We start from the raw sequence: 14582 nt of genomic DNA, 5'->3' as shown, positions 1-14582 counted from the left end.
CCTTATAGACTAGAAATATTATACCATACTTGCAAAAACACGAATTATTCAAATTTATTGAAGTTATAATTACAATAATGACTATATTTTCGGTGTATTGAAATCATAATTACAAAAAACATGAGGAAAAATCAGAGAGTCAATATTTCTCACAATCAGATTTCGGAATATATTCTACGTTTTTTTCTTTGTGGCTTTATAATTCTTACATCTTTTTCAAGACCTTCTCAAACGTATTCAGATTACGGGAAGTGAAAGTATCTTTTAAGTTTTTCCGTCCTAATATTTTCCCGAATTCAGACTCCAATGTGTTTCCTTTCGGTACTCTCCAATAGAAATTGTTTGCTGCTATCAAACCCCTTTCTTCTTCCGTTTTTTTCGACTTTTCAAATTCTTCCATCAGCGTTTTTTCAATGCCTGCAATGCCTGCAAAACCATAAATGTGAAAATCGGGATTGGCATCAAATGGATTTTCAGTAAAAATAGTTTCAACCTCGGTTTTGTCTTTTATGAAAAGAAAAGCATCGTAATTGAAGTGTGTGGACATAGCTTTTTCCAGCAGTGCTTTTAACTCATCTTTTTTCTTATCGGATGAGAACAGGATATTGCCTGATGCCAGGACGGACGACACGTTTTCCATGCCCGTTTTTTCAAATACGGAACAGACTTCTGCCATTTTCATATTCGTTCCTTTTACGTTTACCCCACGCAAAAAGGCACAGAAAATGGGTTTATTTTCAGTAGATTTTTTCATGATTTAAAATTTAATCCCGCTTCTTCCAATGCTTTTCTGAATGCTGGCAAGGAAGCCTTGCCGATGCCGTGCAACGAAAGAATTTCTTTTTCAGTATGCCCTGCTAATTTCTCAATAGTATCAATGCCATAGTGCAACAAAGCATTTCTTGCAGGATTGCCCACTAAGGCAAGGAAACCCGAAGTCGGTTCTTTCAGCTTTTCACAAACGGGACAGGTAGGACAGTCGCCGCTTTTATAGTATTTGTGCCCTTGCGGACAGATGCGTGGTGTTCTGGGTGTTAGCATTTTCCTCTATTCTTTGTTTTTGTAAATTCTGAAGGACTTCCCATTATAGTTCATTTCAGCCGTTCTAGTTTTCCTTTCCGTTTAATAAGGTTTTTGTAATCCCATTGGATTTCCCTTGATTTTTCGAGCCACCGCTTTAAGTCTTCGGTGTTGATTTCTTCGACCGAATTGTAGAATATGGAAGCGTCTTTGAATTTTGTTCCTTTCACGTTTAATCCGTCTTCGTCAAAATCTGCTCCGCTCCAGAACATCAGCCGTATTCCGGTTTTTTGTCTGCTGTAACCGACTGTCGGGTTTCCGTCCAAGAACCAAATGGGATGTCTGTGCCAGATTTTGCATTCGGCTTCGGGAAGATTTTTGTTTATTTCCTCAAAAAGCAGACGGCAGATTTCCCTGTCATTTCCCGATTGGCTGTCATTGTAATTTTGAATATCCGTGCTCATCATTCTCATTTCTCGCAGACTTCTTTCAGTTTTTGCAATGCTTTCGGGTAGTTTTGGTTGAAATAATCTGCATAGCTTTCGACAACATCAATATCAACGGTAAGGATCGTGATGCCGTTGTTTTCCTCAAAAGTGTAATTCTCAAGACCGCCTGTCCATTGCTCTACCTGTTCGCCCGAAGTGATTTCTTTATCCCCGTCCAGTATTCCCGTGGAGCGGATAGAAACGAATTTGTTGGGATTGTTTTCGACAACTTCGGCTATCATTCCGCCTTTTTTACCGTTTTCGTCCGTACCGATGAACAGGATTTTCGAGCCTTTTTCCCAAGTTCCCTCAAAGGTCGAACCGGGGTGAAACAGCGATGTCCAGTGCTCGTAGGTCGTTTTATCGTCCAGCCCGAGCATCGTGCGGTACACCTTTTCGGCAGGGGCTTTTATCTCGGTTTTGAACTGTACCCTTTTCCTGGCAGCGGCAGTGGGAGAGGGCTGTTTTTCCACGATCTCTTTCAGGTTTCGTAAACCTTTGTCGAAGTCCTTGTCCATATTCATAAAGAGGTTCATCAGGTTGAATGGGTAGGGCGATTTTCCCGAAATCCCCCATTTTACGAGGGTTTCGTTGGGCGATTTTTCCCCGACCGTGATGTAGGATTTGTTGGGTTCGTCGCCGAAATCGTAAAAAAACAAATCACTTTCCATTCTTTCGTTTTCCACGATGCGGGTAATGACCTGTGCCCCTTTTCCGAGGGTTTCGCTGTCCCAACTGTACCTGAAACCGACCGTGCCATCCGTTCCCTCTGCAGTTTTCGTCATATTCAGGTCAGAAAGCTGCCACACCCCGAAATTGTCCTGATTTTTGACGTACCTGATGTATTCAAACACTTCTTTTTGGGGCTTGTTGATAACGATTTCACCACTGCTTTTGTATTTTTTCGGTACAAAAAGTGCCACAATAAGCGGTATCACGATGAGAATCAGTATTACGATGAGAATTTTTTTAGCGTTTTCATATTTCAATTTGTTTGATGGTAAATGCTTTTTGTGCAGAAAATTGATATTTAATGTTCGATAACGTCGTATTTACACCAGTTATTCCATGTTGGGATGCAATATCCCTCTATTTTCAAAGAACAGTTCTTATGGTTGTATCGTTCAAAGAAACGAAATAAATTTACCCTTTTCACTCCCTCGTATTTCCAAATACAGGTCAAAAAAGGAATACAGGTTTTATTATTTGACAGGTGCTGTTCTCATATTTGCTATCATTTATAATCAGCTATCTTCGGGGTGTAGATATTATTGGTAAGTATTCAAAGTGAAGTTTATAGCTATTGAAATCTTGATCGGTTACTTGGAGAAAAGAAAATAAACCTGTAATTTTGTTGCAAAATAGATTGGGTTGAAGAAGAAGATTGCCATATCATCCATTGTAGTAGAGATACTTATCGTGCTGGTGGCGGGAACGATACCGCATCATCATCACGATAACGGGGCAATCTGTTTTCATGTGACGCATCATCAGGATCATCAGGATGATGAACACTCGGCTCAAAGCGGCCATAGCTGCCATCACGATCCGACCTGTATCGCTGAAACGACCTATTATACAAATCCCGATGGCAAGATAAAAATCAAGGTGACTTCTTTTGATAACGGCGATAATCCGGGTCATATTCAGCTTTTCCCTTTGCTTTATCTTGTCTCGGACTTCCTGATAAACCCCGCTTATAACACCTACACGAAACCGAAACAGGGGGAATATATCCTATTTTACAAATCAGCCGAAGTAAGCCGGTTCCATGGCTTGCGTGCTCCGCCTTTCATCCTTTCCTGAATTAACCTGCTGTATTTCATTATACAGGATAGATGGCTATACATGAAATAGCTGTCTCTGCATTATTTTCCATTCATCATCATGTCACGGAGCAATAAATTTTATCAAAAATGAAGACTTATATTGTAGGCTCATTGATCGCAATGGCCTTGCTTATTTCGGGTTGCTATTCCGGAAATAAAAACGCATCGTCTGCGGATGCCAAAGATGCGCACGAACATCTGCATGACCACAGTCACGACCACGACCATGATTACGACCATCAACACGGGCATGACCACGATCATTCTTCCGACGGGGCGCACAGCCATTCGGCAAGTGATGGCCACGTCCATTCGACGGCTGCAGGACATGACCACGATCATTCTTCCGGAGATGCGGATGAGATCCATTTCTCCCGTCAACAGGCCGAAGTGGTCGGTTTGGAAGTAGAACAAGTAGCACCCACCCCTTTCAGCTATGTGATCAAGACCAGCGGACAAATTCAGGCGGCACAAGGCGACGAAGTGGTTATCGCGGCCACATCAAACGGGATTGTGTCGTTTTCCAATCCTTCCCTTACCGACGGAAGCGCTGTCAAGACCGGCCAGTCCATCGTGACAATATCCGCCAGAAATCTTCTCGAAGGGGATCCATCAACCAGAGCCAAAATTGAATTCGAAACTGCCGAAAAGGAATTCCAACGGGCGGAACTGCTGGTCAAAGACCAAATCATTTCTACCAAAGAATTTGAGCAGGCCCGCCTCCGCTACGAAACCGCCAAGACAGCCTATAATGCACAGGCATCCAATATGACAGTCAACGGTGTGAAGGTCACCTCCCCCATCAACGGATATATAAAGAACAGAATGGTGGCGCAGGGAGAATATGTATCAGTAGGGCAACCTATCGCGACCGTCTCCCAAAACAGACGGTTACAACTGCGTGCCGAACTGTCGGAAAAACATTACAAGACGGTCAAAAACATAACCTCTGCCAATTTTAAACCGGCTTACGACAATCAGGTTTACAAACTTTCCGATTTGAACGGTCGGCTGTTGTCATTCGGCAGATCAGCGGACGGACAATCATTTTTTATTCCCGTCACATTTGAATTCGATAACATAGGCGATATTCTGCCGGGTGCTTTTACCGAAGTCTTTCTGTTGGCCAATCCGCAAAACAATGTAATATCGGTACCTGCATCATCCCTCACTGAAGAGCAGGGGCTTTATTTTGTCTATCTGCAACTGGATGAAGAGCATTACAAAAAACAGGAGGTTACTCCGGGACAAAGCGACGGAGAGAGAATACAAATCCTTTCAGGCCTGGCATCGGGAGACAAGGTGGTTACCAAAGGTGTATATCAGGTGAAGCTGGCGGCTATTTCGTCCGCAATGCCGGAAGGTCATACCCACAATCACTAACCGCAAAGACGAAACGCTATGCTGAATAAAATAATAAGATTTTCGTTGAACAACCGGATGGTTGTGCTGGTCGCCGCGGTTTTGCTTATGGTCGCAGGATTATACACGGCCGGCAATATGGAGGTGGATGTATTTCCCGATTTGAATGCACCAACCGTCGTGGTGATGACCGAAGCCCAGGGAATGGCTCCCGAAGAGGTAGAGCGGTTGGTGACTTTCCCGGTTGAAACTGCATTGAACGGTGCAGCCGACGTACGTCGTGTCCGTTCCTCTTCCACTACAGGATTTTCCATTGTATGGGTCGAATTCGACTGGGGAACGGATATTTACCTCGCGCGGCAAATTGTATCAGAAAAGCTCTCTGCCGTAAGCGATGCGCTTCCGGCTTATGTCGGGAATCCCACTTTAGGGCCTCAGTCCTCCATTCTGGGTGAACTGATTACCATCGGGTTGACTTCCGACTCTACTTCGCTCCGGGATCTGCGTACATTGGCAGATTGGACAATTCGACCACGTCTGTTATCAACCGGCGGAGTGGCACAAGTTACCGTTATCGGCGGTGAAATCAAAGAATACCAGATATTGTTGAGTCCTGAAAGGATGAAGCATTATAACGTCAGTCTGGATGAAGTGATTAATGTGGTAAAAGAGATGAACCAGAATGCTTCGGGAGGAGTATTGTATGAATACGGGAACGAGTATATCATCCGCGGTATTCTTTCCACGAATCAGGTAGATGCATTGGGGAAATCGGTGGTGAAAAGTGTGAACGATGTGCCTATCCTGATTGAAAATATAGCCGATGTTACGATAGGCGACAAAGCCCCCAAGTTGGGAGTAGCCTCTGAAAAAGGGAAACCTGCCGTTCTGGTAACGGTCACCAAACAGCCTGCCACAAGTACGATCGAACTGACAGAAAAGATAGATCAATCGTTAGCGGATATTCAACGAACTCTTCCGGCCGACGTGAAAGTGAGCACCGATATTTATCGTCAGTCGCGCTTTATAGAGGGCTCCATCAGCAATATCCAAAGGGCATTACTGGAAGGAGGAATTTTTGTAGTGATCATCCTCTTCATTTTCCTGATGAATGTACGGACAACGGTTATTTCACTTGTCACCATTCCTCTTTCACTGGTATCAGCCATTTTAGCTTTGCAGTTTATGGGTCTGACCATTAACACCATGAGTTTGGGTGGTATGGCCATCGCAATCGGCTCATTGGTGGATGACGCGATTGTGGATGTGGAAAATGTATTCAAACGACTGCGGGAAAACCGGCTAAAACCGGTAGAGGAACGAAGAAGCGTGATAGCGGTTGTATATGATGCGTCGAAAGAGGTACGTATGCCTATTCTCTACTCCACTTTTATCATCATCGCCAGTTTTGTCCCTCTGTTTTTCCTCTCGGGAATGGAAGGACGTATGCTGGTACCCCTCGGGATTGCATTTATCGCGGCACTCTCTGCATCCACTATTGTGGCACTGACATTGACGCCCGTGTTGTGTAGTTACTTGTTGGGAAAATCGAGAAAGGGAGATGATACTCCTGAAAAAGAGGCTTTCGTCGCCAGAAAACTAAAGGGGATTTATCAGCATGCATTGAGATGGTCATTCAACCATAAAAAATGGGTGCTGGGCGGAACCGGCGTCATCGTACTGGTAGCGATTATCCTGTTCTTCACACTCGGCCGCAGCTTTCTTCCACCGTTCAACGAAGGGTCATTCACCATCAGTGTCAGCACCATGCCCGGTATATCCCTGGAAGAATCAGATAAATTAGGAAGAATAGCGGAAGAGCTGCTGCTTTCGATACCGGAGATACAAACAACAGGGCGCAAGACCGGACGTGCCGAACTGGATGAACATGCTTTAGGTGTAAACCTGTCGGAGATTGAAGCGCCATTTATTTTGGGTAAGCGCTCCAAGGACGAGCTATTGGAAGAAGTACGGGAGAAAATGAAATTACTCCCCGGCGTAAATATCGAAATAGGGCAACCCATATCGCACCGTATTGACCATATGCTTTCGGGAACCAGGGCAAATATCGCCATCAAACTGTTCGGGACAGACCTCAACCGGATGTACAGCATCGGTAACCGGATCAAAGCATCTATCGAGGATGTGGAAGGGATTGCCGACCTGAACGTGGAACAACAAATCGAACGTCCACAGTTGAAAATAGAACCCAAACGGGAGCTATTGGCAAAATATGGTATCCCGTTACCTGAATTTGGAGAAATCATCAACGTGATGCTGGCCGGCGAAGTCGTTTCGCAGGTCTATGAAGGGAACAATTCGTTCGACCTCACATTGAAAGTGAACGATGAAAGCCGTTCGACCATGGAGCGGATCAGGAATATGATCGTGGATGCCAATGGACGGAAAGTACCGCTGGAGAATATTGCCGAAGTCACCTCTTCCACCGGCCCCAATACCATTAACCGTGAGAACGTAGCCCGTAAGCTGGTCGTTTCGGCAAATGTCGCCGGACGTGATTTAAGGGGAGTTGTCAACGATATCCAAAAAATAGTCCGCGACGAAATCGACTTGCCCGAAGGGTATCATATCGAATATGGCGGACAATTCGAAAGTGAACAGGCAGCATCCCGCATGTTGTTTATCACCTCCATCTTCTCCATTATGGTGATCTTCCTTTTACTCTTTGCCCAATTCAAGAGTGTAAAACAATCGACGGTGATACTGCTGAATCTCCCGTTGGCATTGATAGGGGGTGTATTCGTTATATTCTTCACCAACGGGGAGCTAAGTATTCCCGCTATCATCGGCTTTATCTCGCTCTTTGGGATTGCCACCCGCAACGGGATGTTGCTTATCACCCGGTATAACGATTTACAAAGTGAAGGACATTCAAAATTCGAAAGTGTGATGCAAGGCTCATTAGATCGTTTGAACCCTATCCTGATGACTGCATTGACATCCGCTTTGGCGCTTATCCCCCTTGTATTGGGCGGAGACCTTCCGGGTAACGAAATACAAAGCCCGATGGCTAAGGTCATATTAGGTGGATTACTGACCTCTACCTTTCTGAACGGTTTTATCATTCCTATCATGTATCTGATAACCGGAAGGAAAGTAGTTGAAACAGAGGTTTTACAAGATAAAGAGAATTAACAGTCCCCACAAAATATCGTCAGTCGGATGATTTAGTGGCAATCGGGCATCTTGTAAAAATTGGATAAGATAAAAACAGAGAAAACAATTAATAGAATTCAAATGAAGACAATCATAGCAACCCTGTTGATACTGTTTACAGGTATCACTCTGAATGCGCAGACAACGATCAATTCCATACTGGCCTCAATAGAAGAAAACAATACCACATTAAAGTCGCTCCGTGAAAGTGCGGAAGCACAAAAACTGGAAAATAAAACGGGTATATATCTTGAAAATCCGGAAGTCGGGTTCAATTATCTTTGGGGAAATCCCGCAGACATTGGCAACCGCACCGATTTCAGCATTATGCAAACATTTGACATAGCCACTATTACGGGCATGAAAAGCAAAGCAGCCAATAAGCAGAATGTATTGGTCGAATGGCAATACAAAGCCGACCGTATGAACATCCTTTTGGAAGCAAAACAGTACTGTATCGACCTGATCTACTACAACGCGCTGAAAAAAGAGCTGGATCAGCGCTTACAACATGCCGAAACAATTGCTGCAGGTTACGAAGACCGCCTGAACTCAGGTGATGTCAGCCGTCTGGAATATAATAAGGTACAACTCAACCTTACCAGCGTGCAGGGAGAAATATTCCGTATCGAGGTTGAACGCAATGCATTGCTGGAACAATTGAAAAGGCTGAATGGAGGAACAGACATCCTGCTGGAAGATTGGCAGTACGATGACATCTTGCTTCCACTGCATTTTGACGACTGGTTTACACAAACAGCACAACAAAATCCGGTTTTAGCCTATGCCAGACAGGAAATAGAAGTAAGTAAACAACGACTCTCACTGAGCAAAACAATGAACTTACCCACCCTCTCTGCCGGATACATGAGTGAAAAAGTAGTTGGAGAACGCTTTCAGGGTCTTTCCCTTGGCATCTCCATCCCTTTATGGGAAAACAAGAACCGGGTAAAACAAGCCAAAGCATCGGTAAAAGCAGCCGAGTCGCGGGAAACAGACAACCGCCAACAATTTTACAACCAACTGCAGATACTCTATAACCGTACTGCCGGTTTAAAAATAGCGGCTGAAAAATACCGCCAATCGTTGGTAACGGCAAACAATACCGGGCTCTTGAAAAAAGCCCTGGATGCAGGAGAAATATCGCTGTTGGAGTATATGGTAGAGATCGGCTTATACTACGAAACAATCAACCGTGCATTAGAAGCTGAAAGGGATTACCAAAAAGCATTCGCGGAATTATCGGCAGTAGAACTTTAATCGTAGCAGAAAAGGAAACACCAATTATCCAGATATCAGGCATATCATCCAGAAGATTGTAAGGCTAAAGGAACCGTTATTCATTTTTAATTTGGCAATTCCCCTTTTTCATACTATTTTCGCATAATAAAAACGTTCCCGAACTACATCTTTTGGGGCCATAATCAACGTTTTCGTTAAGCTAAATGAGCAAAGCCAAACTTGTTTGAGTTTTGCCATAGCGAGAAAACGACTAATGTAATTGAACGAAAAAATCATGCAATTAACGGCGAAATTAATTCAACTTCTTCCGCTTCAATCCGGAACCGGAAGGAACGGCGAATGGAGAAAACAAGATATTATTGTAGAGACACAGGATCAATATCCCAAAAAGATATGCATTTCTTTATGGGGAAATAAATTCCAGCATATTTCACTCAATTCGGGTGAACTCTACACCATTGATTTTGATGTGGAAAGCAGGGAATTCAACGGAAGATGGTATACCGATGTGAAAGCATGGAGAATAGAGGCACAAAACATCCAAAACAACACTCCAACTTTCTCTCCAAAAGACGAATATGACGAAATACCCCCACCGGAAAACCCGTTCAATAGTGCGAATGAAGGAGTGGATGATCTACCGTTTTAAATCAATCTATTTCATCCATTTCTTCTCATACTTCTTAATTTTCCCCTCACAAATACGTTTGGTAATATCCCGCAATAATTCCACTTTAAGAACAAGGGTATCAATATCCTCTTTTGTGACTACAAAAACAGGATCATACCGTCCATTGACATAAGCAGCTTTGATTTAATGAAGCCACTCAATATAATTCAAAAGAAGTGTATGGATAATGACGGATCGCTATCTAAAAGCTAAGCCATTCAAATATGAAATGCTTTTTTGTTTCTACAAATATTTAATCAGAAATTCGACCGATAACAGTGGCATATAATAAAAAAATCCCAAAAAGTATATTTACTTTCAGGGACTCAAACAATTTTTTTATCTGTGCGGCCGAAGGGACTCGAACCCCCACGCCTCTCGGCACTAGATCCTAAGTCTAGCGCGGCTACCAATTACGCCACGGCCGCAGGTGTGAAATGTGGCGCAAAGATACGATTTATTTTTCTACCGATCCTCCTTCTTGCAAAATTTTATTGCAATTGTGTATATCTTCTTGGGATATCTCAATTCAATTTTTTTATTCTCCGACGTTCAGCATTGAAACGATACACAATACGGTAGAACCCCATCTGCATATTCTTACCTATCCAAATTTTGAAAGATCCTCCCCTTTCACCACAGCTTTAATCACCTTCGGGAAATGGGCATATTCCAATGCATGCACCTTCCGAGCGACATCTTCAGGCGTATCTTCAGGCAACACTTCACAGGTAACCTGAAAAATAATGTCCCCCTCATCGTAATTTTCATCTATATAATGGATAGTGATGCCTGACTCCTTTTCACCCGCTTCCACCACAGCCTGGTGTACCCTGCCGCCATACATCCCCTTACCTCCGAATTTGGGCAACAGCGCCGGATGAATATTGATAATCCGGCCGGGATAGGTATCAAGCAACGACTGTGACACTTTCAATAAAAATCCGGCCAATACAATATAATCGATATCATACGAACGAAGCATATCTATTATGGCCGACCCCTCATCGAACTCAGCCTTACTGAATGTAAAAGAGGGGATACCCAGCCGGTCGGCACGTTCATGTACATAAGCATCTCTTTTATTGGAAATGATAAGTGGGACCGATATATCTTCATGTCCGGAAAAATAGCGGATAACATTCTCCGCATTACTGCCACTTCCCGATGCAAACAGGGCGATACGAGTCATAAAAACGGTTGTTTCCTGCACAAAAAAACATAATTTGTGCACTTTTCTTGATTTTAATAGACAAAAATTTGCTCTGTTAGAGAAAATTTGTGTTACTTTGCATCGCAAATTTAAGAATAAATTTTTTTATTTATTAATTAATATCGAAAGTTATGTCTGAAGTAGCACAAAGGGTGAAATCGATTATTGTCGATAAATTGGGTGTTGAAGAAGTTGAGGTTACTGAAACCGCAAGCTTCACCAATGATTTGGGAGCTGACTCTCTTGATACGGTTGAATTGATCATGGAATTCGAAAAAGAATTCAACATTTCAATTCCGGACGATCAAGCTGAAAAGATCTCTACTGTTGGTGACGCAATTTCTTACGTAGAACAACACGCAAAATAATCCATTTTTATGGAGTTAAAGAGAGTAGTAGTAACAGGCCTGGGTGCGATTACCCCCCTTGGCAATGACGTGAAAACCACGTGGGAAAATGCTTTGGCGGGTAAAAGCGGAGCCGGGCCTATTACTCATTTTGATGCATCGCTTTTCAAAACGCAGTTTGCCTGCGAAGTAAAAAATTTCGATCCGAGCGATCTTTTTGATCGTAAAGAAGCCAGAAAATATGACCGGTATGCCCAGTTAGCCATCCACGCAGCCAAAGAAGCGATGGCGGATTCAGGGCTCGATCTCGAAAATGAGAATGTAGACCGTATCGGGGTTATTTTTTCTGCCGGGATCGGAGGAATAAGAACATTCGAAGAGGAAGTTGGGAGTTATTATACCAACATGGACAAAGGGCCACGTTTCAATCCCTTTTTCATTCCGAAAATGATAGCGGATATCGCCGCCGGGCATATCTCTATGATTTATGGACTGAGGGGTCCTAACTATGCGACCGTGTCGGCTTGCGCTTCCTCTACCAATGCAATTGTCGACGCATTCAATCTTATTCGCCTGGGTAAAGCTAATGTCATTGTAACAGGTGGTGCCGAAGCGACGATCAGTCCCTCGGCAGTGGGAGGATTCAACGCCATGCACGCGTTGTCCACCCGCAACGACTCACCGTTGACGGCATCACGTCCTTTCAGCGCCAGCCGCGACGGGTTCGTGATTGGAGAAGGCGGATCGACACTCATCCTCGAAGAGTTAGGCCATGCACTGGCACGTGGGGCTACTATCTATGCAGAAGTAGTCGGTGGAGGCATGTCGGCCGACGCACACCATATCACTGCTTCCCATCCCGACGGATTGGGTGCTAAATTAGTGATGCGGAATGCTTTGGAAGATGCTGAAATGAACCCGGATGAGATCGATTACATTAACGTACACGGCACATCCACTCCTGTAGGCGATATCTCGGAAGTGAAGGCAATCCTCGATGTATTTGGTGAACACAGCTACAACCTGAATATCAGTTCGACCAAATCGATGACCGGCCACCTTTTGGGAGGTGCAGGTGCTATCGAAGCAATGTTCACTATCTTGGCAATCAGGGATCAAATTGTTCCTCCCACCATCAACCATGACGAGGGAGACAATGATCCGGAAATTGACTACAACCTGAATTTTACATTCAACAAAGCTCAAAAAAGGAAGATAAGAGCTGCGTTATCTAACACTTTTGGCTTTGGGGGACACAACGCAAGTGTAATTCTCAAGCAATTCAACAAATAGTGTGTTAAGAAGACTCGTAAAGAGGATAAAGGCTCTCCCGCACAGAGGGAAAGAGCCTTATCTCTCGTTTTATAACGTATTGGGCTTCTATCCCGACAGGATAGACCTCTATAAAGAAGCCATGACTCACCGTTCTTCGTCCATCCGATCGGAGAAAGGGCGATGGGTGAATAATGAACGTCTCGAATTTTTGGGGGACGCCATTCTCGATGCCATCGTCGCAGATATCCTTTATAAAGATTTCGAACACAAAAAGGAGGGGTTTCTCACCAGTACACGTTCACGTATAGTACAGAGGGAAACACTCAACAAGCTGGCTATAGATCTTGGACTGGACAAACTTATTGTCTCATCGACCCGTAATCTGGCACATAATACCAATATATATGGTGATGCTTTAGAAGCCCTTATCGGTGCTATATATCTCGATCAGGGGTACCGGGTAGCCAAGAAATTCGTATTTGAAACACTCATCAAACAGCACCTGAATATTGATAAGGTATTGAAAAGTGAAGTCGATTTTAAGTCCAGGCTGATTGAGTGGGGACAAAAGAACAGGGTGGAAGTCAACTTTGAAGTGACTGAATCTACCTATGATGCACAAAATAACCCCGTCTTCTTTTCCCGTGTGAAAGTAGGAGGGGCAGAAATTGGTTCCGGAAAGGGATACTCAAAGAAAGAATCTCACCAGATGGCAGCAAAAGTAGCTATCAAAAAGTTACGTGAAAACAACGAACTGCAAGAGGCGCTCGTTGAAACAACAAGAAATGAATCACCCGCCTCCACTACGGAGAACGAGTGATCAGTACTATTTTCACTTACCAGATACCAAAAGAAATACCCATTCGTTTTCCCTGCAGCACAAGTTGGTTATCGGGGGTAACCAACCGGAGTTTACCGGCTACATCAGACAGGGGTACTGCGGTGATTTCTGATCCTATTTTGGCAACCATCCTTCCAAATTTTCCTTCATGGATCAGCTCTGCCGCATGTCCACCCAACAATGTGCCAAGATTTCTGTCATAGGGCGACGGAGATCCTCCCCGTTGAATATAACCGAGTACCGTTTCACGGGTTTCATAACCGGTCTGGCTTTCGATCTCACGGGCAAAATAAGTGGCAGGGCGCTCTTTGGTAGGTACCTCTACGCCTTCAGCCACAGCTACAATAGAGTAAGCCTTCCCCATTTCCATCCGCTGGTTGATCTTATCGATAACCACTTTCATATTATATCCTAACTCCGGCAACAGGATGATATCAGCTCCTCCGGCCATCCCGGCATGAAGCGTGATCCATCCCGCATGGTGTCCCATCAGTTCAATCACCATCACGCGACGATGTGAACTGGCAGTAGAGTGTAGCCTGTCGATAGCATCGGTAGCGATATTCACAGCCGTATCGAACCCAAAAGTCACATCTGTACCATATACGTCATTGTCAATAGTTTTAGGTATTCCCACCGCATTCAATCCCAGTTCAGAAAGCATCCATGTGGTACGTTGTGTGCCATTTCCTCCTATACAGACTAAACAATCAAGTCCCAGCTCATTATAGGCATTTTTGATCTGCTCCCTGTCTTTCTCATCGGGGGAAGTAATCATTTTACGGAATACTTTCTCGCGTGCCGTACCCAGAATTGTCCCTCCCATATTCAGAATTCCCGAAAGAGACTGATCGGTAAGTTCCACAATGTCTTTGTACAGCAGTCCGGAAAAACCGTTCTGGATACCAATTATCTGCATGCCATAATTATTGATGGCTGTTTTTCCAACGCCACGTATGGTCGCGTTAATTCCCGGGGCATCACCGCCGGAAGTAAGAATACCTACCTTCATCTGAATTATGAGTTATGAATTATAAATTATGAGTCCACTCCGATAAGTCTTTTTTCGAGAAATCACCCCCTTCACAAGTCCTGTAATGAGGGCTAAAACGGCAAAA

At 44.0% G+C, this 14582-nt stretch carries 14 protein-coding genes and 1 tRNA gene; 8 read left to right on the top strand and 7 right to left on the bottom strand.

Features of this window, described 5'->3' with window-relative positions; translation table 11 throughout:
• Positions 1-205: 205 nt before the first annotated feature.
• Genes PSM36_RS01340 through PSM36_RS17660 form a run of 4 tightly spaced genes read right to left on the bottom strand, consistent with a single transcriptional unit; the run spans position 206 to position 2497 of the window.
• Entirely contained in the window at positions 206-754 is a 549-nt protein-coding gene (locus tag PSM36_RS01340; RefSeq protein WP_076928456.1) for a DUF1697 domain-containing protein, read from the bottom strand.
• The gene (locus PSM36_RS01335; RefSeq protein WP_076928455.1) at positions 751-1041 is read right to left on the bottom strand and encodes an RNA polymerase alpha subunit C-terminal domain-containing protein; all 291 of its coding nucleotides are present in this window, start codon (positions 1039-1041) and stop codon (positions 751-753) included. The genes PSM36_RS01340 and PSM36_RS01335 overlap by 4 nt, the downstream gene beginning before the upstream one ends.
• A 50-nt stretch (positions 1042-1091) precedes the next feature.
• Positions 1092-1493: a DUF1801 domain-containing protein gene (locus PSM36_RS01330; protein WP_197684909.1), complete on the bottom strand. Its 402-nt coding sequence runs from the start codon at positions 1491-1493 to the stop codon at positions 1092-1094.
• Positions 1490-2497, bottom strand: coding sequence for an SRPBCC family protein (locus PSM36_RS17660; protein WP_232001496.1), 1008 nt, complete (start codon positions 2495-2497; stop codon positions 1490-1492). The genes PSM36_RS01330 and PSM36_RS17660 overlap by 4 nt, the downstream gene beginning before the upstream one ends.
• A 382-nt stretch (positions 2498-2879) precedes the next feature.
• Here PSM36_RS17660 and PSM36_RS01320 point away from each other — a divergent pair, with 382 nt between their 5' ends.
• The 5 genes from PSM36_RS01320 to PSM36_RS01300 all read left to right on the top strand — a co-directional run bounded on the left by PSM36_RS01320 (position 2880) and on the right by PSM36_RS01300 (position 9767).
• Positions 2880-3314, top strand: coding sequence for a DUF6769 family protein (locus PSM36_RS01320; RefSeq protein WP_076928454.1), 435 nt, complete (start codon positions 2880-2882; stop codon positions 3312-3314).
• A gap of 110 nt (positions 3315-3424) precedes the next feature.
• A complete protein-coding gene (locus PSM36_RS01315; RefSeq protein WP_083710875.1) occupies positions 3425-4720 on the top strand; it encodes an efflux RND transporter periplasmic adaptor subunit in 1296 nt (431 codons plus the stop codon).
• Positions 4721-4738: 18 nt separating this feature from the next.
• Positions 4739-7855 (top strand): efflux RND transporter permease subunit, encoded by a 3117-nt coding sequence (locus tag PSM36_RS01310; RefSeq protein ID WP_076928453.1) that lies wholly within the window; start codon positions 4739-4741, stop codon positions 7853-7855.
• Between the two features lie 102 nt (positions 7856-7957).
• Positions 7958-9136, top strand: coding sequence for a TolC family protein (locus PSM36_RS01305; protein WP_076928452.1), 1179 nt, complete (start codon positions 7958-7960; stop codon positions 9134-9136).
• A gap of 256 nt (positions 9137-9392) precedes the next feature.
• Complete coding sequence (locus tag PSM36_RS01300) at positions 9393-9767, top strand: DUF3127 domain-containing protein (protein WP_076928451.1); 375 nt, start codon at positions 9393-9395, stop codon at positions 9765-9767.
• Between the two features lie 367 nt (positions 9768-10134).
• Here PSM36_RS01300 and PSM36_RS01295 read toward each other — a convergent pair.
• Positions 10135-10216 (bottom strand) — tRNA-Leu (locus PSM36_RS01295).
• A 176-nt stretch (positions 10217-10392) separates the two neighbouring features.
• A complete protein-coding gene (gene purN, locus PSM36_RS01290) occupies positions 10393-10980 on the bottom strand; it encodes a phosphoribosylglycinamide formyltransferase (protein WP_076928450.1) in 588 nt (195 codons plus the stop codon).
• 152 nt (positions 10981-11132) lie between these two features.
• Here purN and PSM36_RS01285 point away from each other — a divergent pair, with 152 nt between their 5' ends.
• The 3 genes from PSM36_RS01285 to rnc are packed head-to-tail and all read left to right on the top strand — an operon-like array spanning position 11133 to position 13443.
• Positions 11133-11369: an acyl carrier protein gene (locus PSM36_RS01285; RefSeq protein WP_019539373.1), complete on the top strand. Its 237-nt coding sequence runs from the start codon at positions 11133-11135 to the stop codon at positions 11367-11369.
• Positions 11370-11378: 9 nt separating this feature from the next.
• Positions 11379-12641, top strand: coding sequence for a beta-ketoacyl-ACP synthase II (gene fabF / locus PSM36_RS01280; protein WP_076928449.1), 1263 nt, complete (start codon positions 11379-11381; stop codon positions 12639-12641).
• 1 nt (position 12642) lies between these two features.
• A complete protein-coding gene (gene rnc / locus PSM36_RS01275) occupies positions 12643-13443 on the top strand; it encodes a ribonuclease III (protein WP_076928448.1) in 801 nt (266 codons plus the stop codon).
• A gap of 16 nt (positions 13444-13459) precedes the next feature.
• Here the strand turns inward: rnc and PSM36_RS01270 are convergent, their stop codons facing one another.
• A complete protein-coding gene (locus PSM36_RS01270; RefSeq protein ID WP_076928447.1) occupies positions 13460-14476 on the bottom strand; it encodes an ATP-dependent 6-phosphofructokinase in 1017 nt (338 codons plus the stop codon).
• Positions 14477-14582 lie beyond the last annotated feature (106 nt).

Source organism: Proteiniphilum saccharofermentans (assembly GCF_900095135.1).
Lineage (GTDB): Bacteria > Bacteroidota > Bacteroidia > Bacteroidales > Dysgonomonadaceae > Proteiniphilum > Proteiniphilum saccharofermentans.
This window is presented reverse-complemented; position numbering and strand designations above follow the sequence as displayed.